This is a genomic window from Pantoea sp. X-Soil-ISGK-259 (assembly GCF_059730705.1).
The window spans coordinates 1032636-1057131 of sequence record NZ_AP035986.1 but is presented as its reverse complement, the minus strand read 5'-3'; the positions used below and the strand labels follow the sequence as shown (position 1 = coordinate 1057131).

The window sequence follows — 24496 nt, the reverse complement described above, 5'->3', positions numbered from 1 at the left end:
TAAATGAACAGTTCATCCGACAGCTGGTCAGGGGCAACTTGCAATTTTTGCAGGAAGGCGGGAAAGCAGGTGTTTTTGCGGTTCAGAAAAGCGTCCATCGCCGGATTGAATGAGAGACGCTTGCTGCGCGCTATTATTCTCATCAAGTGCGTGTTCAAGCGCCTGCCATTGCCGCCAGGTCTCCTGAACATCAGCCTGGCTGGCTGGCTGATAGCGAACCATAATTTGTTTAATACCCTGCGCACGCAATAATGCAGCCTGGTCGGAAAAATCCTCCGCCTGATAAGTGTGCTGCCCTTCTGCTATATCGTTGAGGAAATCTGGCCAGGCACTCTCTCCTGTGTAGTTATATTCAAGGCTGAAGCCGGGAAACTGAATAAGCTGTGCCACCCGGCCGCAATGACCCGGCCGCCATCTGAAAAGCGCCTGTTCATCGAAGTTCATACTCTTCAGTACCCAGCGTTGATCGTCACAAAAAAGAGTAAGTTTTGTGCCGACAGGCATTAGCCCGGCACCACCAGGTACTGTGGCTGGCAGGCTATGCAGGCTCAGTTCTCTGGGCGTGCTCTCCAGCTGTTTCTGCTTATCTTCGAGACTTTTCTGCTGGGCTCTGAGCAGGGCTAATTTGTCATCCTTACGGGTTTTATCCCGCTCAGGCATGGGCAGCAAATCATCGGGATTGAGTTCCGCGTTTATCAGGGAGATAAACGATTGGCTCAGCTTTATATGCTGGCCTTCAAATTTGCCTGCTTCAGCACCGTTCTTACCGATAGCGAGAACATGTTTTGCTGAATCACGCATAAAGGAGGAAATATATTGGTGTGCGAGAGCCTGTTGTGCCGGATAGTCTATTCGCCTGGCGTTCTGCTCCAGTGGCCATAGCACCGTGCTTTGCCATTGATGCTGTAACCAGCATCCACTCTGTTGCATGGCATGAGCGATTATCAATTTTTTATCCTGCCCATACAGTGTCCAGACCGCGTCAACACCGGCATCTGGCGTCACAGAGATCAGGTTTTTACGCAATGCTGTGAAACGCTTACTCAGTGCAGGAAGTGGATTGTTTTCGTTTCCCTGAACAGGGGCAAACAGACCTGACGTCAGCAAGGGAGTATCTGATGGCGAATTAAGTGCATCTGATACGGCAGAATGTAAACTGCTCTGCCAATCCGTCCACGACTGTGCCTGTAAGCCCGCGTCAGTAATAACCTGAGCGCCCTTGCCCTTTTTAAGCCACTCCCCGAAGACAAAATCCAGCTCCTGCTTGCGCTGACTGAACTGTCGAACCAGCGTTCCTGAAACACTGTTCGTCTGCAATTCAACCAGCTTTCGCAGCTGTAACAGCCAGGGCGAAGCGTCAGCATGACTGATGTCTGCAAGCTGCTGATTTACCATACGCGCAAGGCCTGTTGCAGGACTGTTTCCCTGGGCAATATTGAGCAAGATATCAGACCACTGTTGCTCACTCAGATCCGAAACAGGCAGTCTGTTCAGCTGTATAATAAACTTAATCCAGGCCGACTGACGTAGTGCAGGCAGGCGTTGTTCAAACCGTGCCAAGGCGGGTAAGTCTATTTTTTTACCTGCTGCGTAGTGAATCTCTTTCAGCCAGCGGTAAATTTGTTGCGTCCCCTCCGCTGTCCAGATGCCATCAATGCTAACTTTGTCACCACTTCCTGGAAAAAAGCTTCCCGAACGTACAGGCGAAATCTGCTGAGTTGATGCCAGCAGCCATCGCCACTGTGGATCGTCACTGACAAGTTCACCCAGTAAACGTCTTAAACGGGATATCTGTTGTTCTCCTCCATTACGCAACAAAAGTGCACGCTGGAGCAGCAAACTCTGGCGTGGAGTCAGGGAAATATCGCTAGTCATCATTGTCAGGGCAGGAGATATCGGTGACTTTCCTGATGACGAAGCCAGTGCGTTGCCGTTCAGAAGGCTTTCTTTTGCCACAACAGCACGAGCAAGTTCCATGATGAGTTCACGTTGTTTTTCCGGAACGGCCAGTTTGAAATCCTGGTGGTAACGGCTGATAACCTCGCGATCATCCTGATAATGAATCACCGAATAGGATAATATCCTATCCTCAATCTCGGCCTGGCGGGAATAAAGCACACTTATGAAAGGTAAATAGCGGACCGGATGCTGAAGAGCAGCATCAATCGATTCCAGCTGAGAAAGAGAGCTAATTACATCACTGCTTTTATCGGTATCAACAACATGAAAGGTCATTGTCGCGCTAATCAACAGCAGAAATGTAACTATGCTCGCGATAAAAAGCGTTCCCCAGCGGCTCAAAAAGCCGCGGACAGGGCATGTGTATAATATTTTGCTGTTGCTACTGATAAATGGCAGCGTTCTGGAAAACAACTCTCCTGTAAAATAACTCTTTCTCTCATTTGATGTGTTGCTAACAGGTTCTGTTGCCGTAAACCAGATCCCGCCTAATGCCGGGACCGTAGAGTCTGAACTGACATCATCCCCACAGATGGACGCAATATATTGATGCAATACAGGCTGAAGCGACTGCATCTGCTCAGGCATGTCCAGCAGAAAAAGTGTATCAGCATCAGGCTTTGCTCCGGAAAACATGCTGATACGCACGTTATTTAGCCCCTCTCTCATGGCATCGAAAAGGGGACTGAGGAATGAGGGATCACGGCTATCAATCGCGGGAGGCGTGAGCCAGAAATATCCCAGAGGCTGGTGCTGTTGTTCTGGTGATAGCGCACTTATCCAGCGGCTGAATCCCGGGATATTTTCACACTCTGTCACCAGGACATAAACCGGCAAACGTCTTCTGGTTTTATTCAGCAACGGCTCCAGGCAAGCACGTATACGCCTCCCCCTGATGACAGGCGGCTCATCGCGAAGATTCAGCAATTCGGTAACAGAAATGCAGACGACAACGCCGGCCGGCGGCGGAGCCGCATGAAACCAGCTCGCAGTTCGTTTCCAGACTTTTTTCACACATCCGGACTCAGAAAATAGTCCGGGCAGTTCCAGAAATGACAGTGGCTGGAAAAACCACCACCGCAGGGTTCGGGCTGGCGTGATCTCCCGATTTTCCCGACATCCCGAAGCTGGCATCATCTCTGACCCCGACAGCAGGGTTGAATGACTGTTGCCTGCTGCGGTAATAAAAAACCAGGGATAGACCTTATTTATTCTTTTGGCTTTTTTTAATCTACGTACGCCCGATCTCCAGTGTGTATACAGGATCCGTTCTGTACGGGAAAATACATGGCGGGAAAAAAGCTTCTGAAAATAATCCTGTTTTTGCAAGGCGGATAACGATTTCCGAAGCAGACTAACCAGACAAACAGAAAAAATAAAAAAAAACCATAAAACAATGGCGTAAACAAGAGATATTTCCATCCATACTGACAGGAAAAGGCAAAAGATGAAAAGAATGCACAGCAAAACCGCCCAGATTATAACGGGAATTATCTTTTTTAACATATTAGTTCCGGATTAACAGATGCAGTCCTGAAAGAGTTGTCAGATAAAAAATAGCACCAAATAAAAACAATGATGTTTTGTTATGAAAAAAACGCAACCTCTGAAAAGACTGGCGCGAATTTAATTCGACGTCCGTTGCTATAATTCTCGCAACACCGGGCCAGGACTGCCATTCATCTGGAAGACATTTCCTTTCATCACTGATACGCAACTGTAATTCATCGCTCCTCTTATGAGCATACTTCCCCTGGAAACCCATGAGCAAACAAAAAAGGTAAACCTGCCTCAGGTCCTTATTCACTAAATCAATTCTATCAAGACGGGTGTAAAATTCCTCGCCCCCGATCGCCGTCCGGAACCTTTGACTTTGCAGCATGCTGGTGCGCCATTCATTTACCCAGTCCGGTGACGTTTTTAATACCATTTCATCAAGCCATACAATCACCGCAAAATGTGAATCCTCACAGTCCTGCAGGCTGTATAATAATTCTGAGTTCAGCATAGCCTTATCCAGCAATGTAATGCACTCATTTCTGAAATGATTACAGTCAGGATAATCCTCGGGCGTCAGACTGAACTTTATTCCCATACTGAACACAGGTAGATAATGATTTAACAGAGAATTCATTCTGCCCCCGTAAAAACCAGCTGCACTTCCAGGTCATCCGGCATTTCAGGAAAATAAAACGCAACCTCCCCATTTTCAGCTACAGAACGCCACTGGTCAGAATTGTGGTGTATGTGAAAATAATAATAATCGTTGCGAACAGGCACTCCCCGAGGTGGATTTTCGCAGGCGGTGAGCGCTACCCCTGGCAAAGCATGTCGAATCAATCCGTCAATCGTATTACCCGAGGCAAGCTTAAAGCCTGCCGCACTGAACTGACCACTTTGGCTCAGGATTTTTTCCGAAGTATGTAATAACAATAAAACATCGCCTTTCTTCAGTTCCTGATTTTTCGTTATCTCTCCACAAAATATGCCATTCTCATTTTTCAGCTTTATATACGTGCTGTCTTCAAGCACCAGGCTGTTCATAAGCATAGTTAACGTCGTTCTCAGACGATAAAATGAGTCAAATAGTTTTTCATGATCATAATACAGGGCGATATTTTCCTCCCCTTTCCATTCTCCCAGACAATTACAACAATCACTGAATGAGGAAAGTTCGCCGACAAGCTGACTCAGTAAATTATAAATACTCCAGGGATGTACCTGAGCAGCCGCCATGTAATTTTTCAGCACGGGTAATGCGCGATTAAGAGAGCGCATAGTCATCAGTTGAATTAGCTGATCGCTCCGTTCCTGACGGCTGACCAGCTGTTCCGGACGCTTATATTCTTCGAGTTTCCGGGTTCTGGCTCCGATTTCGAACACAAGGCTCTCAATGAGCTTATGCAGTGAGGGGCTGCCACAGAGCGTAACGGCAGGAGGTGAAAACATTGAATCAAAGACCACTTGCTCACCCTCATGACACAACCTTACCAATGGGATGCATTCACAGTTGGTTGCGGCCTCTTTTTCCTCGCTCGTCAGCAACAAAACATTATATAAGATACGGTTTACTTCAGTTTCAGGACCGCTACCATGCACGTCTTTCATCAGAGGAGCGTTTGCCATACTCAGCCAGCGAGTTACCACATGGCTGTTTTCCTTTTCTGGCAACGTCACATTACAGTGGGCAGCGTCAAACCGCGGTAATGCCAGCCATAACGTTAAAGGATGATCGCGAAGTTTCCAGGCATCACGAAAGTTTCTTTTTTGAATACGACAGTTTCCGGGGTACGTCAGATAATCTCCACCCGGAAGAAAGAAACGAATACTATCAACACTCATGACATAATCGTTCAGAGCAGCCCTGTTCACAGACATCTCACTAATCCCGTAGTTATAAGGTTGCGCCTGCTGCCGATGACGGGCATGCAACCATGCATAATGGAGATCGAGCGACTGGAAATGTTGAGGTTGCAGATAAAGTCCAGAATGCCAATAGATCTGTTGTTCTTCAGCGTTCATTGTTTATCTGCTCCGCTATTTTTTGTCTCAGTCAGATCAATGTCAGGCAGGCTGACATCCGGAGCCTGGCTTTTCTGAACGTTTTTCTGTGTGCTGATAATTCCCTCACTTCCCAGCGTGATTGCCAGAGATAATGGTGAAAGTTCGCGATGCCAGACGGGATTCAGCCATCCTGTCTTGTATTTCCTTACAGGAATATCTTCCTGGATCTGGTGCTGTTTACCCGGGAATGGGTAGTACCCTGCAATCAGCGCCATGTATCGCGTGTGCATTGCCCTGTCGACATGCAACGTGGTTGTCTGTCCCGGCATCATGGTGTAACGATCAATCTGTAAAACTGCGTGGCCGTTTGCCGCATCCGTCCCGACTCCTGCCCCCGCAAACAGGCTCTTTACTTTCACAGGATTGATGAGTATCTGTTCAAGCGTTTCGGCTTTTGCAGCCTGAAGCACTAAAATAGTGCAACTGTTGGCCATGCCGTTGACCAGATTCAGGTCAGGCCTGGCATTTAGCGTTACGCTAATGGCTCCAGCTGAAAACGGCGCTGACAGATCTGGTTTCGCTGAATTTTGCAAACTGCTCTGATGTCCCGCACAACCTGACAACATCCATATCAGGCTGAAACAGCACAGATTTTTCCCTTTTATAATCATTCCTTCCCTGGCCCCGTTAGCACGTTATTAATATCCTGAAGAGTGTTGTTATCACTCAGCATCTCTTCCAGCCATTCCGTCAGCGTCATGTCAGCCCAGCGGGCAGCTCGCTCCATTAAAAATGGAACCGGACTCGAGGGCTCAGACTGACGAAAAAAATGAGCAATCGTTAACATCTGGGTGATCGCCAGATCGCGAGACATTTGCTGATTGCCTGATCCTGAAGCCAGCTCATTGGTTTTTAACACAGGCTGTTCGTCATTCCGTGCGAGAACATTAAGCGACATGACATCTTCGCTGGTTGGTGTCACTAACCCGGCCAGTCGTTGTGAAAATGCCTGCAGGTCTTTAATTCCCTGAGCTGTCTGCCCTAGTGCTGGTCCTTCTTTTTGCGGATTCAGCGTCTGATATGTGGCTTCAAAATCTGTAAGACATACTGACAGCAGTAACAATTCATCAGACAGTCGTGCTAACTTTTCCGCTGACTGCCGGGAGGCCCAAAGGTGAAACGTTTCGGCTGAAAAATCCTCGCTGCCGCGTTCACCCGGAGCCATTGACGCCTGATGTTCATAAGCCAGTACCTTCCGCCAGTATTCGAGCGTGCTTTCAGGCTGACTGAGCAAAGGAAGCTGAATAATCAGATCAGACAGTTGCCGATCAAGCCGGCTGACGATGGCATGACTAATCAACAGGCCATCGTCATCGTCTTTCCTGGGCCAGCCACTGTCCCAGTAACGGGCAACAAAACGATGCAGAAAAGCAAGGCCTTCCCTGATACCGACAATCCCGTATTGCTGGCTGGTCCCTTCAACCAGCCAACAGGCGACCTGCAAGTCTTTACTGGTTTCACGCAGTATTGATGCGCTAAGACGTATTACTTTTGGCCAGTCGGCTTTACGCAGGGGTGTCCGCCATTCGTCCTGTGGCAGAAAGTCCGGATCGCTCTCACGCGCCTGACGGATCTCTTCATATACAGATTCATATTCCATGCATCTGCCCGCTGGCTGCCCTCCGGGCAGGGGCAAGAGAAGCTCGTCTAAATCAATTTTCATCCCTATGCCCTTTCATGAAATCAGCACTGTGACGCAACCTGCGACAACCGTTCCACCATGGGCACAGATGTCCCCCATACGCGCCGCTGGCTTACCACCAATGAATACGCAGGTACTTCCCGCCACTAAACTGTCTGGTGGCCCCACACAGATGGCAAGCGATCCCACTGTCGCTGCAGGCACGCCGCCTATCAGCACCGTGGGTGTACCGGGCGTTGATACCGCCCCTCCCACATGAGGAATTGGCGGCACTCCCGGAGTGACCATCGGGCAGATATGCATATCGCCGACTCGTGCTGCTGGCTGTCCCATCATTCGTTCTCCTGCACCGGAAGCCAAAGAGAATAGAGTTGCCGTGCGCCAAAATCCGGCGTATCGGGTCCGGCAAGCCTGATGCTCAGGAGTCGCAACACGGTACAGAGCATCAGGGGCGTAAGATGTTCGTCAGCATATACAGCTTCATATTCCGGCTGCGTCAGGCTTCCCGTCCAGAAAATCGCCAGGCCAAGAGCACCTGCAGGTGTGGAAAAACCCAGCGATTCAGCCTGATGAAAAATACGCCAGCGGTAGTTATCCTCGTAGGTTTTAAGCCAGTTACTGATATCGGCTTCAAATGCATGGGTGGATTCACCCGGCGGCAGCGTGCTGACTGAATGCGGTAGCAGCCAGGCAATCAATTTCTCAGCCGTACACGCGTTTACCCAGTACCCAAGCGCGTCTTCCCAGTGCAAAGCGGTCAGCAGGCTATGCATGTTTTCATGCCAGGACGCCGAATCCCGAATCTTTGCAACCCCTTCCGGGGATAAAATCTTAGACACAGTCATTTTTGTCATCCTCAGCCAATCATGACCACGCCACCTTTGACCTGGGTCATGCCGCTTCCTTTGATCGTGACCATTGCACCACCCAGTTCTGCCGTGGCTGTCCCTTCAATTTTGATGGTGGTGCCGCTCAGCGTTATTCCGGCCGGGGTAATGGAGATTTTGCTGCTGCCCACTTTCAGCTCAACCGCCTGGGTTGACTCGATAACACAGCGCTTATCTGCCTTTATTGTGCTGCCTCCCCCGGATATGCTGAGTGAATGGCTTCCGTCTTTCAGATTTTGCTGCAGGTGACCATTAATTTTCAGGCTGTAATTCCCCTGCTGCAGACCCAGCGCCATGTTTCCCTGTTGAAGGAGGGTGTTAAAATCTCCCTGTTCCAGGGTCAGGTTACAATTTCCCTGATGCAGAATGAGCGCATCGTTTCCTTTGGTGATTTCCGTGGAGCGATCAGAGCCGATGGTCTCTTTAACCGCAGAAGTAACGGCCGTCGTCAGATTATTTTTGACCACCACATCCATATCTTTTTGGGCGACGAGAGTTAGCTTTTCTTCTCCTTTTTTGTCGTCAAAACGGAGCTGATGCCCCTCTTCCACTGAACCATTGAGAGAACTTCTTGATACAAATCCCGCCTGTTCTTTCTCACCGGGCAGGTTAAGCAAAGGAAGGTTCCTGCCGTTGGAGACGGTGCCGGTAACAAGCGGATTGTCAGGATTGCCGAGCAGGAAACTAACCACCACCTCACTGCCGATGCGGGGGATGAACATGGCACCGAAGCGCGCGCCGCTCCAGGGCTGAGATACCCTGACCCAGCAGGAACTGCTGTCATCATTCTTATTTTCGCTGTCCCAGGGGAACTGTATTTTTATGCGGCCGTACTCATCCGTATGCACATCTTCAGAGGCAGGACCGACCACAGTCGCCGTAAGTACTCCGGGTATGTCAGGTACGGGCGTGACACACTCAGGCCGCCACACTCTGGCGGTATCAAAAACTGACGCGTTACACTTAAAATCGGGTAAACCATCATCCAGGTTGCTGACAGCCTGAAATGTCAGGGAATGCATAATATATTCGCCTGCCTGATCAGGCAGCGACGTGAGACAGAACGTCTCGCCGCAACTTAGCCACCATGCCTGAATGCGGGCATGCGCATAGCGGGTCTGCGCTTCAAGCTGCTCCATTTTCAGCCGTGCAGCGCTTTGCAGCGTCTCCCGGTCACTCAGGTCATACGCATCAACGAAACTGATCCCCTGAGCACTGTATTCCAGGTTATTACACAGACATTCGCCCTCTGCGGTAGCCGCCTGTTCGAAACTGAACGCTTTATAATGAACAGAAGACACTGCCAGACTTACACGGGATGACCAGCTCGAAATGCCGCCATCCTCACCCTTTCCCGCTTCAGGCTGATAGGCCAGCTCAGGTGTTATTGCACGGTAGTGACCGGATGGATGATCGGCCAGGACAAGCGTATGTCGATCTTTGGTCTGGCAGAAGAAATAGTAAATTCCTTCCTGCTCAAGAAGTCGGCTGATAAAATCAAAGTCCGATTCACGGTATTGAATACAGTATTCATGCGGTGCATAACTGCCATGTAACCGCAGGTCAATATCGGTGATGTTATTCCCGCGTAACAAACGACACACCAGGTCGGGTACCGTTATATTCTGATATACGGACAGATTACGGCCCATTTTCAGCAGAGCCAGGCGAGGCTGTAACCGTGCGTGCCAGGTACAGATCCCCCTGTCATCGCTTTCTTCTTCCATTTCTGTTACGACCCCCTGCACATAACGCGAGCGCTGTCCTGAACCAACATGGCAGGCAAGTTCCTCACCCAGCAAACTCGCCGTTTCTGACGATGTCAGTGTTGAACGAAAGCGGATTGTGAAGTCGTACGGCGCAGACAACTGTTCTTTACCTTCCAGGGACAACAGAACCAGAGACGATGCAGACTGTCCGACAAAACGGATAAAGCGTTTTTCCTGACCTGATAACATTTATTTATTCCTGTTCACGGCACACGGGTAAATAAACACGATGAAAACCTGGTCCGGGCTGCCCGAGACAAAGATCCACACCGAGACATCCCCCCGGGACGCCGTGGCGATCATGTTTTGTAATTATTTCGACCGAGAATGCCAGTCCGGGACCAACATATTCGCGAATGCGTTTTAACAGGTCGGCATAGAATTTTCCGCCAGGCAGATACTGTGGCGCATGACTTAATGGCAACGGGCCCAATTCCACTGTAAAGCCGGAAGCCCTGTCTCTGCGCATCTGACCCAGCATAGGGGCCTGTCCCAGAGTCAGCCTGACATGACCAAGATGACAACACTGCTCAGAAGGAACCTTCAGCCATCCTCCGGTGAAAGAACGCACTCGGGCGGGAACGGAAAAAAGGTTTTCCAGCCATGTTTCAAGGTTCAGGGCTGACCGCACAGGGTGCATAAAAAGACCTGCGAAGGCTTCATTCTGAAGCGCAGGAGCAGACTGCATGACGCCAGCCAGCCCCAGCAACGCCTCGCTGAGAGGGCGTTGACTGTTCAACTCATACGAGGCGTAATAGTGATATTTAAGCCAGGCCAGATAACGCAGGGCATGCAATCTGTTATTAAAGATATCAATAAATGCTTTCGCCGTTTTATCACCGTATCGGTAATAGCGCTCCAGCATCCATTCTGTATACGTCGTGGGTAGTGCTCCCAGAGCACCCGTCATTCCATACATCAGAACCTCAACCTGCCATACTCCCTCTTCCGTTCTGATAATTTGACCCACTTCGCCTGCTGGAGCGTCAAGTGAAAGAGGCGATACAAAACTGATATCACTGGTCAGCGATTTTGTTCCGTTACTCTCAGGTCGTTCCTTCAGGCGCCGCAACATCAGGCGAACCTGCTGGAAAAAGTTATATCGGCTGAAAATCGTACTTAAATCCACGACAGCCTCCCGCTCCGCACAGGCCACACTCGCCGGCTTTCCTGATGAAATTCGATGCAGGTTACGACCTGTGAAAAGCTGTTTACTGGTGCATAAAGCGAAAGAAAGTGCTCAATAAAACGACAGAATAGAAAATACTCAGGTTCTTCTGCGGCGGAACTTTGGAAAGTCACACAGATCTCAACCCCACGCGCCATTGACAGGGGATCGTTGCTCACCAGACGAGCGGTCACAGGTGTTACAACGACATGTTTGATTAATCCGATCAGCTGCTGAATAGCGGGATTATCATTAATGTTATATAGCGCAAATGTTTCTTTAAGGACCTGAACCCCGTTATCGCCGCTGATGAGCATATGATTGAGGGATAAATGCGAGATGAGCCGCCAGCGTGAAGCCTGTTTTACCTGCTGAGAGACGGTTCGCGTGGGCCGCGTGAGTGCCGTAATGGTCACTCCCGCTACTGCCAGATCCGACTCGAAATCCCCTTCAGGATTACCATTGCGTATGCTGGAGGGTATATCCCGGTCATAGCAGGTCAGTTCTATATTAATCAAGTCATTCTTCGGCGTCAGAGGCTTTTCACCGCGGTCGGAAAAAGCAATAAACAGGCGGTTTGCAGGGCCACTTTCATCAACGGTTTCACGCTGCATACACTGCCAGTATGTCCCCTGCTCTCCCCCTGTAACGGAATGCGACAGACCAAACAGCGGCGCGATATCCCTTGTGCTGATTTCATTACCCGTTTTGTGCGTGGCACAAACGCGGTTCACTGACCATATTCCTATAGCATCACCATGACGGATATCGGGTCTCACAGGATATTCCGCAGTATCATCGTGCGGAACCAGAGGTTCAGCGCGCATTGGAAAAAGGTTTACTGCCGGCGTACAGTGCAGCCGGAAAAAATGTCGGTCAACCGAGCAAGCAATTTTATCCAGCATTGCAACCATCGCGCACTGGCGAAAACGCAGCCTGAACAACATGACCTCATTCGATGTCACAGTGAGTCCTGCGGGCAGGCTGAAATCAATAAAATGGAACTTCTGAGGGAAATAAAAATAATCCTGAAGCAGAGCATAGACCGGTGATATACGGGGATCGCATTCGAGAATACTCTCTGCACGGTTAAATCCCACGACCTGAATATCAGATTCAGAAAGTAAATAATGCTTTTCTCCGCAAACCAGTGAAAAGGCTTCAATCTCATCATTTATCAGTGTGTAAAGTATATTCACTGCCAGACTGCTGCCATTAAGATAAAAGCGCAGTGAGGGTGAATTCAGGATTGCTCCCGGCCAGACCTGAAGCCGTAATTCCAGTTGCCAGCGCAGAGTGCTGTTATCAAACCTGAGACTTGTTTCCTCAAGCGTCATGGGCTCCATAATGACCGGGTAAAGCGTCCTGAAATGGCAGACATGCTCCTCTGATTGTCGGGTATAGAGCATTGTCCCGGCCTCAACCTCACAGCCAGTGGTCAGTCCGCTGATTCTTTTGTCAGGCTGCATCTGTACAATACATACCGACGGGTACGGCCGGAGAAACTGAGGAGCCAGAACGGTCAGCAGAGCTTCGGTTACTTCAGGCATATCCTCATCCAGACGCTGCTGAATTTGCGCAGTAACAAGTGCAAAAGACTCGATGATCCGCTCAACGTGCGGATCCTCGGACAGTCCATCTGACATGCCAAGACGTCGGGCAACCTTCGGAAAATGACGGGAAAACCGTTTTCCGTATTTTCTGAGATAGCTCAACTCATTCTGATAATAAGAAAGCAACTTCTTTGACAGCATGTCAGAAACCACTGTTAACGTAATGAGAAATGGCTGAGGACGTCATCCCATTCCAGATAAAAACGGATGGGAGCATTATTTTTTTCAGCCTCAATAATAAAGGAACTGCATCCATAACTTTCGTTTCCGGCGGACACCATGACGTCTTTTAAACGCGGTTCGAAAAGCTGAAGCGCACGTAAAATGCGGGATTCAAGAATAATATTTCTATCACTTCTGGATATCCCTCCCGGAAACACATCGCTGATACCGTAGTTAATGACCGACTGACATATTTCAGGCATGTCTGAAACGTGGTAGTGCCGAGGCCTGGATGAGAGCAGCATCAATAGCTCCGCTGCGAGCACCCCGTCATCCGAAATAATTTCCGGGATTTCATCCTGGGCGACAGGATTATCATCAGACAGCAGCTGTAAAAGCATAATGTTCCCATAAGCAGCACGCTATAAAGCGCGCTGCCGCTTAACTTAAAGTTTGGTATTAGTGACTTGATTCCAGCCAACAGGACCCTGTTTACTGGTTGAACCTTCAGACGTAATCATACTGGTCTGGAACTTAACCGAGCCAAATACCATGGCAAGCTGCTCATCAGGTATACCGTTTGAATTATGCAGGCTGATGTTATGGCTGGTAAAAATGCAATTCTCAAATTCCCAGCGGCAAATTTCATTATCTTTATTGTCAGTTTTGACGTTCAGCGCAATAATCACTTTTTTAACGTTGGTTCCCTGCGCAACCATATCAACCAGTTGGGTTGATGTGGCATCCAGCGCCTTCGCAATAGAAATATCTTCAAAATGCACGCCGCTGCTATTCAGTTGCCCACTGCCATTATCAATACTGGCCTGGCTATGCACGCCCATTGATGCATGACCGATAGCAATCCACTGTTTATACTGTTTATCAGTTACAATTCCTTTTACACCGTCGATTTGCATAAATAGATTACTTGCACTGGACATATCTTCTCCTGGTTATAATACGTTTTTTATCAGCCTGCCGATGCAGGTAATTCAGCTACAAGCCGAAGCGACATCGTCAGTCCCTCAAGCTGGAAGTGAGGCCTCAGATAGGCCACGGCACGATAGCTTCCGGGACATCCCGGGACATCCACTACCTCAATCCGGGCTTCGCGCAGCGGATGGCTGGCCTTAATATGCAGGCCGACATTGTCAGAGCCCACCACATATTGATTAATCCAGTTTTGCAGGAAGTTCTGACATTCTGTTCTGGACATAAAACTGCCGACTTTATCCCGCACAATCGATTTAAGGTAATGAGCAAACCTTGATGTGGTCATAATGTACTGCAGCTGGTTTGATAACCGCGCATTCGCGTTTGCAAGGTTGGAGTCATATTTCCGCGGTTTATTTGCCGACTGCACAGCGAAAAAGGCGGCATAATCCGTTCCTTTGCAGTACACCAGAGGAATGAACCCGAGGTCTGCTAACTCTTTTTCACGGCGGTCGGAGATAGCCACTTCCGTTGGACACTGCAATACCTTCTCGCCGGTATGCGAAATGTAGTTATACACCGGCATCGACTTCACCAGACCACCACCTTCAACACCGCGAATAGCCGCACACCATCCATGATCTTCAAAAGCAGAAATCATTCGGCCGGCCAGTTCATAGGCGGCATTGATCCACAGATAGCAGGCTCCCTCACGGCTCTCGTCGATTTTCTCTTCGAAATTGAACATCTCTACTGGTGTTGTTTTGGCACCATAAGGCAGGCGACCTATAACCCGGGGAAGTGTGAGTCCAACGTAGCGGGCGTCGTCGCTCTGTCGGAAAGAACGCCAGCGGATATAGTCTGACGTGTCAAAAAGCTTGCCGAGATCCCGGGGACGCGGCATCTCCTGAAAGTTATTCATACCAAACATGCCGGCATCCGCTGCCGTGAGGAAAGGGGCGTGAGCCGCCGCCGCAACATGAGAAATCTGCTCCAGCAGATATAAATCTTCCGGCATGGCGTCGAATTCAAAATCGCCCACAAATGCGGAGTACGGCTCTCCACCAAAAGTGCCGTATTCGCTCTCATAGACGCTTTTGAACAGGACTGACTGGTCAAAATCAGAGGCAGATTTAAAATCGCGGATCAGCTCTTTTTTGGTACAATTCAACACCCGGACTTTCGTGTTTTCCGTAACGCTGCTCTGAACCAGCTTCTGCAGACCCCGCCACGAAGATTCCATTTTCTGAAACGCTGGCGCCTGCATGATTTTGCTGATCTGCGCCGAAAGAAGGGCATCAATGACTGTGATGCGCTCCTCAATGCTACCCACCAGGTCATTACTTACAACAACAGCGCCTGTTGCCACCTCACTGAGGAAACTGTCAAGCTGAGACCTCAGCTTGCTGCGATCAGACTCACGCCTGATAGCCTGGGTATTGTCAATTATCTGATCAAGGTAATCGGCACTGACCGCCTCTGTGACTGCAGCCTGCATTTCCTCAGCACTCATTCTGCCTCTTCTCCCACATTATCAACTTTCGTTTCTGAAGGCTGATTGGCCAGCAGTTCCGCCAGTTGTTCTTTCAGGCGATCATTACTGGCTGTACGGTTGCGTAAATCACTCAGTTGCTCCCGCAGCTCAAGTAGTTTTTTCAGAGGCTCCACCTGTAGAGCTATATTTTCAGGAGCGAAATCCTCAATAGAATTGAAACGCAGTGCGACCGACAGCTTTCCATCGTCATTATTCAGTTCATTATCAACCAGCATTTCGATTTCAGGCTTCATGCCCTGCATCACTTCATTAAAATTGTCTTTATCAATCTGAACAAAGCGTCGCTCACGAAGGGGCTTTTTTTCATCCGAAAATTCGCCCATCACACCAATAACCAGTGGCAACTCTTTCTGGGTTTCCGCGCCACCAACTTCAACGTCATAGGTAATATGCACGCGTGGCGGCCGGGCCTTGCCCAGTTTACTTTGGGTTTCTGACATGAATTAAACTCACAGACATTAAGATCTCAAGAGAAAATTAGATTTTTAATATTTAAAAAATCCGCTCAGTTCACCAGCAAAATCGGTAGCAAGCTAAAAACAGCCCCATAGAAAAGACAATGGAATTTGGTGACATCTCAAATAAGTTGAATTCGGCGTATTAACCTCGCTTTTGAATTTTACCCACGCTCAGTGTTGACGTTCATAATCCTCGCTGTCACTTTGCTCTGGTTTATTAACATGATCAGATTCCTGAAGAGGACATTTGGTTCCACTGCAGTGGGTGTCCCAGCATGTATTAGTTCTCTGACATTTATCATGCCCGCAAGCCAGAGGATAAAATTAAACAGATAACTTTAATAGCTCACTTCGCCCTGAAAAAGCATGTTAACGTCAAAACCTTCACCTATCGTATTAAGCGAAGCAATTTCACACTGCGAGCAAGAATAAAAGGAATAATTAAAAAAATCACCTGCTTATTACCTTCCTTTAAACGCCCTAATAAAAAACCAGCCATCCACCCAAAAAATCATTATTACCAGCCGGATCCATATTATGTAATTTCATTCATCATCTCGTTAATGCGAAACTAATGTAACTAAATTTTTTTCCTGACACCACCTTTAAGTTCAGGAACCTTAAACAAAGACACAATCAAAAATGAACCAACTTTAAATTAATGTTAAATAAAGGTTGGCGCATCACTCACTGAAGAACAGCTTTCGAGCATGTATAATCAGATTACACAGAAAAAATGACCAGCAACAAAGAATTGAAAATCATACAACATGAAAAGAATATGTTATTTTTACAGCCAGCTCCTGAATAAAAATGAACAAAATCACGTTAAAAAATATTCGTATATTTTAAAAAATAGTTTTAACCCCTGATTATAATAGCTTCTGCCTTATAAATTTATGCAGGCTACATATTGATGGTGTGTTGACCGAAATCCTGAGTACGGTTAGCAGCTGATGAGACTTCCGGTATACAGCCTGTGGCAGCGCTCCCGGGCCAAAACACCGGCTTCTGTCTCGCGGAGAATACTGAAGATTGGTGTGCAGGAAAAATACTTCTTCAAAGGATCTTCTCCAGTGACTTATGAATACATCACTATTCATGGTCAGCAGGTCAGCAGGTCAGCAGGTCAGCAGGTCAGCAGGTCAGCAGGTCAGCAGGTCAGCAGGTCAGCAGGTCAGCAGGTCAGCAGGTCAGCAGGTCAATCATCGATAAATTGCTCAGCATTGCAAAACTTGCACACCTCAATTTGTGATCCCATACAACTCCAGCTATTTTAGGATCTGAAAATCACGTTTAGTGAGACCACGTTTTTACAGAGGTACTGTTATGGACAACTACTGGGACACAAAAAGACTCTCAAACTACTTTCTGACGATGGCAAATCTTGAAGCTAATCATTTAGTTAACATAGCTACTTCACTTTCTCAATTTCACCTCAAGGATGCTCTTGTAAAACTGAAATTCCAGGATGAGGTGCGCGAGTTCGCTCGTTTACAGATCCATACCATTCGTACTTCAAATTCTGACGATCAGTGTCAGGAGTGCATTCAGAATCTTAAGCAGGAAAGTCAGCATCTCAAGATTCAGGACAGAATGCTTAGGACCGGTGAAGCTGTCGTATCGTCTTCCGTGCAGTTTTATCATGACCATGAAAAGGTCATTGGATATGTCATCAATGGGATCGGCGTGGTGTTAAGTGGCTTGCAAATCGTGGCTGGTGTCGGTCTGATTGTAGGTTCTGTCACTACAGGTAATATTTTAGGTGTTGTAGCGGGTTCGACCCTGGTGATGAATGGAGTGGGATCAGGGATTGAGAGCATAGGAAAACTCAGCGGTGTGCCTCACCCATCGAACCCAATAAGAGATAAATATGAAAATGTTGCAGATTTTTTTGGTTTTGATAAGCGACTCGGCTTGTTAGCCTATCAGGTAGTTGATTTGACAACATCATACTATGGCATTTTCAAACTGACTTTAAAGCCAGAAGCATGGCGGCTATACAAATATCTGCCAACAGACTATTACCGCAAGGTTCAGGTTATGAGTAAACCAGCACTTGCCTTAAAAGGCGCTGGAGCAGCCTATAAGGGGGCTGGAGTAGGTTTGAACCTATACCAAATGCAAAATAGCCCTGCACAAAACTAACCTCTGGTTTTTCTGATAAACCTGTTAGCTTTCCAGGAGAGGTTCAGAGGAGTCACAAAATAGACCACAAGAAATGCAAACGTCAGAACAATAATATATGGAATGGCATTTGAAGCATCCGCATTGAAAATGCCATCCAGTCCAATCAGTAGCAAAATAACAAGAGCAATGACACCGCCCCAGAAGCGTTTACTCAAATCAATAACGAGGCTTTGTAGTGTATCTTTTTTTGATTCGTCTTTTTTAATGATGCTCTTGAGCTTACCGATATCTTTAGCAGAGAAGCCGTTATTATAGAGTTCTTGCTCAAATTCGTTCATCTGATTCATCCTGAATAACGTTGCGATACGTGCGAAATATAGCACAGTGAACGAGACACATGCTAACCAACCTGCTTACCTGGCCAGCACTGGTATCAACGTTTCCTCACCTCAGAAGGCTCTGCCTAAACATCATATCCATGCAATTGCGCATGATATTAAAATGCTATATGCAAAAAACAGCATGCACAATAAGCAGATCGTAAGCACAGAAAAATACTAACCTATCCAAACAGCCATGCGAGTAATGCGGGCAATTCGTTTTTTGAACATAAATAAGAGTAAAATGTTGAGGTATCAAACTGACAATAGAGAAAAAAGAGTCTCAGTATGCAAAAAATAGGAGAGAATTTGGTACGCCCTACAGGATTCGAACCTGTGACCTACGGCTTAGAAGGCCGGTGCTCTATCCAACTGAGCTAAGGGCGCATGGAGATGGCACGGATTATACGTCGGGAAGCGGGTACGTCAACGTTTTTGCCGTTTCACCGCAGCGAAGTGCTGCGGGAATAACCAATTGGCGTCAGTGACGACTGCGCCATTCGCTGAGCGACACGAGTTTACTGCTGCCGGTCAATTCTCCTTCCAGCTCAATCCCTTGTGATGTGAAGCGCGCGTTGTATTGCTCACGAAGTGCGTGCAGTTCCTGACTGTCCGGTTCCAGCTGGCGCAGAAAGCCCAGCGCGAGTAGCAGCTGCTGGCGGCTGATAAGCGGTGAAAAACCGGCGCGACTGAGAATCGTATGCCAGCGCTGGCTGTTCTCCTCGCTGCCATCAACAATCAACACCTGCCAGATCAGCAGTACCGCTGCGCCATTATGCAGATGCGTTTCATTATCGTGGCTGAGATAGTCGGTAAACTCTTTCGCGGCCTCTTTTCCCATCATAGAGATCATTGATTCCACCTGTACCGGTGGCAGCTGCAGTCGTTTGCTGAGCCGCTGGGCGGCGTGGCGTGAGCCCGCGGTGAGCAGCTGAAATCCAGCGACAAATACCACCGCCAGAGTCGCAAGCATTATCCAAATCATTACATCGTCCCCGGATTGTCCTGCAGATATCATACGCATGCAGGCTGGTATCGTCGCGACGAAAACATCGGAAAGCGCATACACGGCTGAAACTGTAACTGACAGCAGCCCACGCTTCTGACAAAATAGCGCCCTTCCCCGATTCAACACAACACAGTGGATTTCCTCTCTGATGGCAGCAAAAATTATTGACGGTAAAACGATTGCGCAGCAGGTGCGCGTTGAGGTTGCGGAAAAAGTGAAGCAGCGTCTGGCGGCCGGAAAACGTGCCCCAGGTCTGGCAGTGGTTCTGGTGGGTGAAAATCCGGCTTCGCAGATCTATGTGGCCAGCAAACGCCGCGCCTGTGAAGAGGTTGGTTTCCACTCCCGCTCTTACGATCTGCCTGCCACCACCCGCGAGGCTGAGCTGCTGGAGCTGATCGATAAGCTCAATCAGGATGATGAAATCGATGGCATTCTGGTACAGCTGCCGCTGCCAGCGGGCATCGATAACGTGAAAGTGCTGGAGCGGATTACGCCTGACAAAGATGTCGATGGGTTCCACCCTTATAACGTCGGCCGCCTGTGTCAGCGTGCACCAACCCTGCGTCCCTGCACGCCACGCGGTATCGTCACGCTGCTGGAGCGCTACAACATTGACACTTATGGCCTGAACGCTGTGGTGGTCGGGGCATCCAACATCGTTGGTCGTCCGATGAGCATGGAGCTCTTGCTCGCGGGCTGTACGACAACGGTTACCCATCGCTTTACCAAAGATCTGCGTCATCACATTGAGCACGCCGATCTGCTGGTCGTTGCTGTGGGCAAGCCAGGCTTTATTCCGGGCGACTGGATCAAACCCGGTGCCATCGTTATCGACGTGGGCATTAACCGTCTGGAGAGCGGCAAAGTCGTAGGCGACGTTGACTATGACAGCGCATCAGCGCGCGCATCTTACATTACCCCGGTGCCAGGCGGTGTGGGTCCAATGACAGTAGCAACATTGATTCAAAACACGCTGCAGGCGTGCGAAGAGTTTCATGATAAAGAGGTTTTTTAAATGACAAGTTTTTCACTGGGTAAATTCCCGCATGTCGATCTGTGTGACCTGTTAAAGCTGGAAGGCTGGGTTCAGAGCGGTGCACAGGCGAAAGTCGTGATTGCCGAGGGTGAAGTGAAGGTGAATGGCGCGGTTGAAACCCGTAAGCGCTGCAAGATCGTAGCCGGTCAGACCGTGGAATTTGCCGGTTTCCGCATCACTGTGGTCGAGTAATTCCGGAGCGTCCCTGCGGGGACGCTATTACAGCGGTTCATCCTCCTTCACACGCGTCTCCCCTTCCCGTTGCTCCAGTGCAATATGATTCACCGCCGTATGCTGCGCAATCAGCGTTGCGAGTCGGGGTGAATGGCTGGTGATCCAGAGCTGACTGTACTCGCTGGCTTCGGCGATTAACCGCGCCAGCGCAGGCAACAAATCCTCATGCAGACTGTTTTCCGGTTCATTCAGTGCCATAAAGGCGGGTGGACGCGGGCTGAGCAGCGCCACAACCAGACAAAGAAACCGCAACGTGCCATCAGAAAACTCCGCGCTCTCCAGCGGACGCAGAATGCCATGACGGGACATCAGCATCTGAAAACGGCCGTTCTGCACCTCGACGTCAAACTGGCAGTCGGGAAACGCCTGCGCCATAACCTCAAACAACAGTTCTGAATGACCACGCTCCACGATGGTCGCCCAGGCCGCTGCCAGATTGCGGCCATCATGAGCGAGCACCGGCGCACGCACGCCAATCTGCGGCGCACGAATCGGTGAGCCGGGCCAGACCGCGAACTCGTGGTAGAAGCGCCACTGCTGCAGACGTTCGCGCAGTTGCGAAAGCTCCGGATAAAGATGGGGTTCGCCAAGCTGACCAAACAGCGACTCCTCCGGATGCAACACCGCCGGATAGGCGACGCGCTCACCTTCAACGTTGTGCAGAAAGGCGGTCTGGTTTTCGCGCTGCATGATGCAGGCAGAAGGACGACGTCGCTGGCCGCTGAGCCAGAGCCGTTCCTGCTTCACCAGCGGATCCAGATTGAACAGGCTGGTCGACAGTGGCTCGGGAAAACCAATCTCCAGCTGGTAATCCATGTCATCCATTACCACCGCCAGCTCCAGTCGCTTTGGATCGTGTCGGCGATCGCCCCGGCGCAAACCGCCTGCCCACATCGCTTTCTGGATGCCGCCTTCTTCAGCCAGCGCCAGCGCCAGACGACCGCTGGCAGCCTCATGCAGCAACCGCACCGCTTTATAGAGGTTGGATTTACCGCAGCCGTTGGGACCGCTCACCACATTCAGCTGCTGAAGCGATAGCGTCAGGTTCCGTATTGAGCGGAAGCCGCGGATCTGAATCTGTTCAATCGCCATAATAAAAAAGGGCGATTGCTCGCCCTCTCCGGTTTATTTTCGACGCCAGTTGGACCCTTGTGGCCCATCTTCGACGATGACACCCAGCGCGTTAAGTTTGTCACGCGCGATATCCGCTTCTGCCCAGGCTTTGGCAGCGCGTGCATCGGCACGAGCCTTCACCCAATGCTCAATCTCGGCAACTTCTTCGTCATTCACCTGCGCGCCGCTTTGCAGGAAGAGCTCAGGATCCTGCTGCAGGATACCCAGCACGTTAGCCATTTCGCGCAGTTTAGACGCCAGCGCATGTGCTGAAGCACCATCTTCACTTTTCAGACGGTTGACTTCACGCGCCATGTCGAACAGCACCGAGTAGGCTTCCGGGGTGTTGAAATCATCATCCATCGCGCTGCGGAAACGCGCTTCAAACGCGTCGCCGCCGCTTGCAGGCACGCTGCTGTCGGTGTGGCGCAGCGCCGTGTAGAGACGCTCCAGCGCCGCACGCGCCTGATTCAGGTTATCTTCGCCGTAATTAAGCTGGCTGCGATAGTGACCGGACATCAGGAAGTAACGCACTGTTTCCGCATCGTAATGTTGCAGCACGTCACGCACGGTAAAGAAGTTGCCGAGTGATTTGGACATCTTCTCACGGTCAACCATCACCATGCCGGAGTGCATCCAGTAATTGACGTAAGGGCCGTCATGGGCGCAGCTCGACTGAGCGATTTCGTTTTCATGGTGCGGGAACATCAGGTCTGAACCGCCGCCATGGATATCGAAATGCGTACCCAGTTGTTTGCAGTTCATCGCAGAACACTCAATGTGCCAGCCAGGACGGCCGTTGCCCCACGGCGATGACCAGGCTGGCTCATCCGCTTTGGACATTTTCCACAACACGAAATCCATCGGGTTGCGCTTCACATCGGCCACTTCAACGCGTGCGCCCGCCTGCAGTTGCTCCAGATCCTGACGCGACAGCGCGCCGTAATCGGTGTCGCTGAGCACATCGAACATCACGTCGCCATTGTCCGCTACATAGGCGTGACCGCGAGCAATCAGCTTTTCCACCAGCTCGATAATCTCAGCGATGTGACGGGTCGCGCGCGGCTCCTCATCGGGCGGCAGGATCCCCAGCGCAGCGAAGTCATTGTGCATCTCGCCGATCATGCGGTTGGTCAGGGTTTCGATGCTCTCGCCGTTTTCGTTGGCGCGTTTGATGATTTTGTCATCAATGTCAGTGATGTTACGGACATAATTAAGCTGATAACCGAGGTAACGCAGGTAGCGCGCCACGACGTCAAATGCTACGAACGTCCGCCCATGACCAATGTGACAGAGGTCATACACCGTGATGCCGCAAACATACATCCCGATTTTACCGGCATGAATGGGTTTGAATTCCTCTTTCTGTCGACTCAGGGTGTTATAAATCTTAAGCATTGAACGGTTCCGTTTTCGCGTGTGGTTGGCACTTTTAAGTATCCAGACATTGTGCCGTATTTTTATCGCTCGCGCGACGCAAAGCAAGCCAACTGCGCCGTGCTGCTGACGCGTCATTGGAAATTATGATATAAGAACGGTCGACAAAAAGAGGTACGCCAATCGACACCGCGACCTCAGCAACTGATGACAACCTTTACAGGACGACAAAAATGGTAACTTTCCAGACGAACCATGGCGATATCGTAATCAAAACTTTCGATGATAAAGCGCCGGCAACCGTACAGAACTTCCTGGATTACTGCCGTGAAGGTTTTTACGACAACACCATTTTCCACCGCGTAATCAACGGCTTTATGATTCAGGGCGGCGGCTTCGAGCCGGGCATGAAGCAGAAAGAAACCAAAGCCGAAATTCAGAATGAAGCGAACAACGGTCTGAAAAACACCAAAGGTACGCTGGCAATGGCACGTACTTCTGCGCCGCACTCTGCCACCGCACAGTTCTTCATCAACGTAGCTGACAACGACTTCCTGAACTTCCGTGACGAAAGCGTTCAGGGCTGGGGCTACTGCGTGTTCGCTGAAGTGGTTGAAGGCATGGATGTGGTCGAGAAAATCAAAGCAGTCTCTACTGGCCGCAGCGGCATGCATCAGGATGTGCCAAAAGATGACGTCGTTATCCAGAAAGTGACCGTCAGCGAGTAATGTCGCGCACGCTGTTTATCGCAGATCTCCATCTGTGTCAGGAAGAACCGGCGATTACCGCCGGTTTTCTGCATTTTTTACAGCGCGAAGCGCCCCACTGCGACGCGCTCTATATTCTCGGCGATCTGTTCGAAGCCTGGATTGGTGACGACGATCCCAATCCTCTGCATCAGCAGATTGCCCGCGCCCTGCGCGCCCTCCCGGTTCCGGTCTTCTTCATCCATGGCAATCGGGATTTCCTGATTGGCCGACGCTTTGCGCGCGCAAGCGGCATGACGCTGCTGCCGGAAGAGCAGGTACTGACGCTCTACGGCCATCGGCTGCTCATCATGCACGGTGATACGCTCTGCACCGACGATGCGGGTTATCTGCGCTTTCGTGCCAAAGTGCACAATCCGTGGATCCAGCGACTGTTCCTGGCGCTGCCGTTGAGGATCCGCAAACGCATTGCGGCCCGGATGCGCGCCGACAGTAAACAGGCAAACCAGCACAAATCCCAGACCATCATGGATGTAAACCAGGAGGCAGTCACTGCCGCTATGCTGCGCCAGCAGGTGCCGCTGTTGATCCACGGTCATACCCATCGCCCCGCCATTCATACGCTGAACCTGCAGGGTGAAACGGCGGAACGCGCGGTGCTGGGTGCCTGGCACAGCCGGGGTTCCATGATTCAGCTCGACGCCAGCGGCATTCAGCTCATCGATTTCGACTTCTAATCTGCGGTTAATTCGCGGACGTTAGCGGGACGCAACCGTTTTCCTTGCGTGCTTCTCATGCTA

General features: G+C 49.9%; 24 protein-coding genes and 1 tRNA gene. 6 read left to right on the top strand and 19 right to left on the bottom strand.

Annotated elements, in window-relative coordinates:
• Positions 1–27: 27 nt before the first annotated feature.
• From AC6I77_RS04820 to tssB, 14 genes are read right to left on the bottom strand one after another with little or no spacing between them, the layout of a single operon-like run.
• Positions 28–3465 (bottom strand): type VI secretion system protein, encoded by a 3438-nt coding sequence (locus AC6I77_RS04820; RefSeq protein ID WP_039659128.1) that lies wholly within the window; start codon positions 3463–3465, stop codon positions 28–30.
• Position 3466: 1 nt separating this feature from the next.
• Positions 3467–4093 carry a DotU family type IV/VI secretion system protein gene (locus AC6I77_RS04815; RefSeq protein WP_008924976.1) on the bottom strand — a complete coding sequence of 209 codons (627 nt, stop codon included), beginning with the start codon at positions 4091–4093 and terminating at the stop codon, positions 3467–3469.
• Entirely contained in the window at positions 4090–5481 is a 1392-nt protein-coding gene (gene tssK, locus AC6I77_RS04810; protein WP_497816739.1) for a type VI secretion system baseplate subunit TssK, read from the bottom strand. Before tssK ends, AC6I77_RS04815 begins: the two co-directional genes overlap by 4 nt.
• Entirely contained in the window at positions 5478–6134 is a 657-nt protein-coding gene (locus tag AC6I77_RS04805; protein WP_039659126.1) for a type VI secretion lipoprotein TssJ, read from the bottom strand. The genes tssK and AC6I77_RS04805 overlap by 4 nt, the downstream gene beginning before the upstream one ends.
• Positions 6131–7186 carry a type VI secretion system protein TssA gene (gene tssA, locus AC6I77_RS04800; RefSeq protein WP_039659123.1) on the bottom strand — a complete coding sequence of 352 codons (1056 nt, stop codon included), beginning with the start codon at positions 7184–7186 and terminating at the stop codon, positions 6131–6133. Before tssA ends, AC6I77_RS04805 begins: the two co-directional genes overlap by 4 nt.
• A 12-nt stretch (positions 7187–7198) precedes the next feature.
• Entirely contained in the window at positions 7199–7498 is a 300-nt protein-coding gene (locus AC6I77_RS04795) for a PAAR domain-containing protein (protein ID WP_181162220.1), read from the bottom strand.
• Positions 7498–8010 carry a DUF6931 family protein gene (locus tag AC6I77_RS04790; protein ID WP_008924971.1) on the bottom strand — a complete coding sequence of 171 codons (513 nt, stop codon included), beginning with the start codon at positions 8008–8010 and terminating at the stop codon, positions 7498–7500. Before AC6I77_RS04790 ends, AC6I77_RS04795 begins: the two co-directional genes overlap by 1 nt.
• Positions 8011–8021: 11 nt before the next feature.
• Entirely contained in the window at positions 8022–10010 is a 1989-nt protein-coding gene (locus tag AC6I77_RS04785; protein WP_497816738.1) for a type VI secretion system Vgr family protein, read from the bottom strand.
• A 4-nt stretch (positions 10011–10014) separates the two neighbouring features.
• The gene (gene tssG / locus AC6I77_RS04780; protein WP_008924969.1) at positions 10015–10950 is read right to left on the bottom strand and encodes a type VI secretion system baseplate subunit TssG; all 936 of its coding nucleotides are present in this window, start codon (positions 10948–10950) and stop codon (positions 10015–10017) included.
• On the bottom strand, positions 10941–12743 hold the full coding sequence (tssF, locus tag AC6I77_RS04775; protein WP_039659122.1) for a type VI secretion system baseplate subunit TssF: 1803 nt from the start codon (positions 12741–12743) through the stop codon (positions 10941–10943). Before tssF ends, tssG begins: the two co-directional genes overlap by 10 nt.
• A 14-nt stretch (positions 12744–12757) precedes the next feature.
• Entirely contained in the window at positions 12758–13165 is a 408-nt protein-coding gene (locus AC6I77_RS04770; protein ID WP_003854098.1) for a GPW/gp25 family protein, read from the bottom strand.
• A 45-nt stretch (positions 13166–13210) separates the two neighbouring features.
• A complete protein-coding gene (locus AC6I77_RS04765; RefSeq protein ID WP_008924967.1) occupies positions 13211–13705 on the bottom strand; it encodes an Hcp family type VI secretion system effector in 495 nt (164 codons plus the stop codon).
• Between the two features lie 29 nt (positions 13706–13734).
• The gene (gene tssC / locus AC6I77_RS04760; protein WP_052250630.1) at positions 13735–15210 is read right to left on the bottom strand and encodes a type VI secretion system contractile sheath large subunit; all 1476 of its coding nucleotides are present in this window, start codon (positions 15208–15210) and stop codon (positions 13735–13737) included.
• Complete coding sequence (tssB, locus tag AC6I77_RS04755) at positions 15207–15692, bottom strand: type VI secretion system contractile sheath small subunit (protein ID WP_003854105.1); 486 nt, start codon at positions 15690–15692, stop codon at positions 15207–15209. The genes tssC and tssB overlap by 4 nt, the downstream gene beginning before the upstream one ends.
• Positions 15693–16003: 311 nt before the next feature.
• Between tssB and AC6I77_RS04750 the strand changes: the two genes are divergently transcribed.
• Positions 16004–16285, top strand: a complete 282-nt coding sequence (locus tag AC6I77_RS04750) for an IS1 family transposase (RefSeq protein ID WP_078804315.1) — start codon at positions 16004–16006, stop codon at positions 16283–16285.
• 754 nt (positions 16286–17039) lie between these two features.
• Positions 17040–17858: a DUF4225 domain-containing protein gene (locus AC6I77_RS04745; RefSeq protein ID WP_337028030.1), complete on the top strand. Its 819-nt coding sequence runs from the start codon at positions 17040–17042 to the stop codon at positions 17856–17858.
• Here AC6I77_RS04745 and AC6I77_RS04740 read toward each other — a convergent pair.
• The 3 genes from AC6I77_RS04740 to AC6I77_RS04730 form a co-directional block, all read right to left on the bottom strand.
• Entirely contained in the window at positions 17855–18178 is a 324-nt protein-coding gene (locus AC6I77_RS04740) for a hypothetical protein (protein WP_008924965.1), read from the bottom strand. The two genes, AC6I77_RS04745 and AC6I77_RS04740, sit on opposite strands and share 4 nt — an antisense overlap.
• Before the next feature lie 352 nt (positions 18179–18530).
• Positions 18531–18607, bottom strand: a tRNA-Arg gene (locus AC6I77_RS04735).
• A 94-nt stretch (positions 18608–18701) separates the two neighbouring features.
• A complete protein-coding gene (locus tag AC6I77_RS04730; RefSeq protein WP_008924930.1) occupies positions 18702–19205 on the bottom strand; it encodes a DUF1198 family protein in 504 nt (167 codons plus the stop codon).
• Between the two features lie 172 nt (positions 19206–19377).
• Between AC6I77_RS04730 and folD the strand changes: the two genes are divergently transcribed.
• Both folD and ybcJ read left to right on the top strand, forming a co-directional pair.
• Positions 19378–20244, top strand: a complete 867-nt coding sequence (gene folD / locus AC6I77_RS04725) for a bifunctional methylenetetrahydrofolate dehydrogenase/methenyltetrahydrofolate cyclohydrolase FolD (RefSeq protein ID WP_003849457.1) — start codon at positions 19378–19380, stop codon at positions 20242–20244.
• Complete coding sequence (gene ybcJ / locus AC6I77_RS04720) at positions 20245–20457, top strand: ribosome-associated protein YbcJ (RefSeq protein ID WP_003849455.1); 213 nt, start codon at positions 20245–20247, stop codon at positions 20455–20457.
• Between the two features lie 27 nt (positions 20458–20484).
• Here the strand turns inward: ybcJ and AC6I77_RS04715 are convergent, their stop codons facing one another.
• A complete protein-coding gene (locus AC6I77_RS04715; RefSeq protein ID WP_003849451.1) occupies positions 20485–21591 on the bottom strand; it encodes an AAA family ATPase in 1107 nt (368 codons plus the stop codon).
• Between the two features lie 33 nt (positions 21592–21624).
• A complete protein-coding gene (cysS, locus tag AC6I77_RS04710; protein WP_039659117.1) occupies positions 21625–23010 on the bottom strand; it encodes a cysteine--tRNA ligase in 1386 nt (461 codons plus the stop codon).
• Positions 23011–23222: 212 nt separating this feature from the next.
• Between cysS and ppiB the strand changes: the two genes are divergently transcribed.
• On the top strand, positions 23223–23717 hold the full coding sequence (ppiB, locus tag AC6I77_RS04705; RefSeq protein WP_003849447.1) for a peptidylprolyl isomerase B: 495 nt from the start codon (positions 23223–23225) through the stop codon (positions 23715–23717).
• Complete coding sequence (gene lpxH / locus AC6I77_RS04700) at positions 23717–24433, top strand: UDP-2,3-diacylglucosamine diphosphatase (RefSeq protein WP_003849446.1); 717 nt, start codon at positions 23717–23719, stop codon at positions 24431–24433. Before ppiB ends, lpxH begins: the two co-directional genes overlap by 1 nt.
• Positions 24434–24496: the final 63 nt, after the last annotated feature.

What these genes read in the sequence shown, in the direction of transcription:
- AC6I77_RS04805 (WP_039659126.1), bottom strand. Translation starts at nt 6,134, where the DNA reads ATGATTATAAAAGGGAAAAATCTGTGCTGTTTCAGCCTGATATGGATG.
- AC6I77_RS04730 (WP_008924930.1), bottom strand. Translation starts at nt 19,205, where the DNA reads ATGATTTGGATAATGCTTGCGACTCTGGCGGTGGTATTTGTCGCTGGA.
- AC6I77_RS04740 (WP_008924965.1), bottom strand. Translation starts at nt 18,178, where the DNA reads ATGAACGAATTTGAGCAAGAACTCTATAATAACGGCTTCTCTGCTAAA.
- AC6I77_RS04745 (WP_337028030.1), top strand. Translation starts at nt 17,040, where the DNA reads ATGGACAACTACTGGGACACAAAAAGACTCTCAAACTACTTTCTGACG.
- tssK (WP_497816739.1), bottom strand. Translation starts at nt 5,481, where the DNA reads ATGAACGCTGAAGAACAACAGATCTATTGGCATTCTGGACTTTATCTG.
- AC6I77_RS04770 (WP_003854098.1), bottom strand. Translation starts at nt 13,165, where the DNA reads ATGCTTTTACAGCTGCTGTCTGATGATAATCCTGTCGCCCAGGATGAA.
- tssC (WP_052250630.1), bottom strand. Translation starts at nt 15,210, where the DNA reads ATGAGTGCTGAGGAAATGCAGGCTGCAGTCACAGAGGCGGTCAGTGCC.
- AC6I77_RS04795 (WP_181162220.1), bottom strand. Translation starts at nt 7,498, where the DNA reads ATGGGACAGCCAGCAGCACGAGTCGGCGATATGCATATCTGCCCGATG.
- ppiB (WP_003849447.1), top strand. Translation starts at nt 23,223, where the DNA reads ATGGTAACTTTCCAGACGAACCATGGCGATATCGTAATCAAAACTTTC.
- AC6I77_RS04715 (WP_003849451.1), bottom strand. Translation starts at nt 21,591, where the DNA reads ATGGCGATTGAACAGATTCAGATCCGCGGCTTCCGCTCAATACGGAAC.
- folD (WP_003849457.1), top strand. Translation starts at nt 19,378, where the DNA reads ATGGCAGCAAAAATTATTGACGGTAAAACGATTGCGCAGCAGGTGCGC.
- lpxH (WP_003849446.1), top strand. Translation starts at nt 23,717, where the DNA reads ATGTCGCGCACGCTGTTTATCGCAGATCTCCATCTGTGTCAGGAAGAA.
- tssF (WP_039659122.1), bottom strand. Translation starts at nt 12,743, where the DNA reads ATGCTGTCAAAGAAGTTGCTTTCTTATTATCAGAATGAGTTGAGCTAT.
- AC6I77_RS04785 (WP_497816738.1), bottom strand. Translation starts at nt 10,010, where the DNA reads ATGTTATCAGGTCAGGAAAAACGCTTTATCCGTTTTGTCGGACAGTCT.
- tssA (WP_039659123.1), bottom strand. Translation starts at nt 7,186, where the DNA reads ATGAAAATTGATTTAGACGAGCTTCTCTTGCCCCTGCCCGGAGGGCAG.
- cysS (WP_039659117.1), bottom strand. Translation starts at nt 23,010, where the DNA reads ATGCTTAAGATTTATAACACCCTGAGTCGACAGAAAGAGGAATTCAAA.
- AC6I77_RS04790 (WP_008924971.1), bottom strand. Translation starts at nt 8,010, where the DNA reads ATGACTGTGTCTAAGATTTTATCCCCGGAAGGGGTTGCAAAGATTCGG.
- ybcJ (WP_003849455.1), top strand. Translation starts at nt 20,245, where the DNA reads ATGACAAGTTTTTCACTGGGTAAATTCCCGCATGTCGATCTGTGTGAC.
- AC6I77_RS04820 (WP_039659128.1), bottom strand. Translation starts at nt 3,465, where the DNA reads ATGTTAAAAAAGATAATTCCCGTTATAATCTGGGCGGTTTTGCTGTGC.
- AC6I77_RS04765 (WP_008924967.1), bottom strand. Translation starts at nt 13,705, where the DNA reads ATGTCCAGTGCAAGTAATCTATTTATGCAAATCGACGGTGTAAAAGGA.
- tssB (WP_003854105.1), bottom strand. Translation starts at nt 15,692, where the DNA reads ATGTCAGAAACCCAAAGTAAACTGGGCAAGGCCCGGCCGCCACGCGTG.
- AC6I77_RS04815 (WP_008924976.1), bottom strand. Translation starts at nt 4,093, where the DNA reads ATGAATTCTCTGTTAAATCATTATCTACCTGTGTTCAGTATGGGAATA.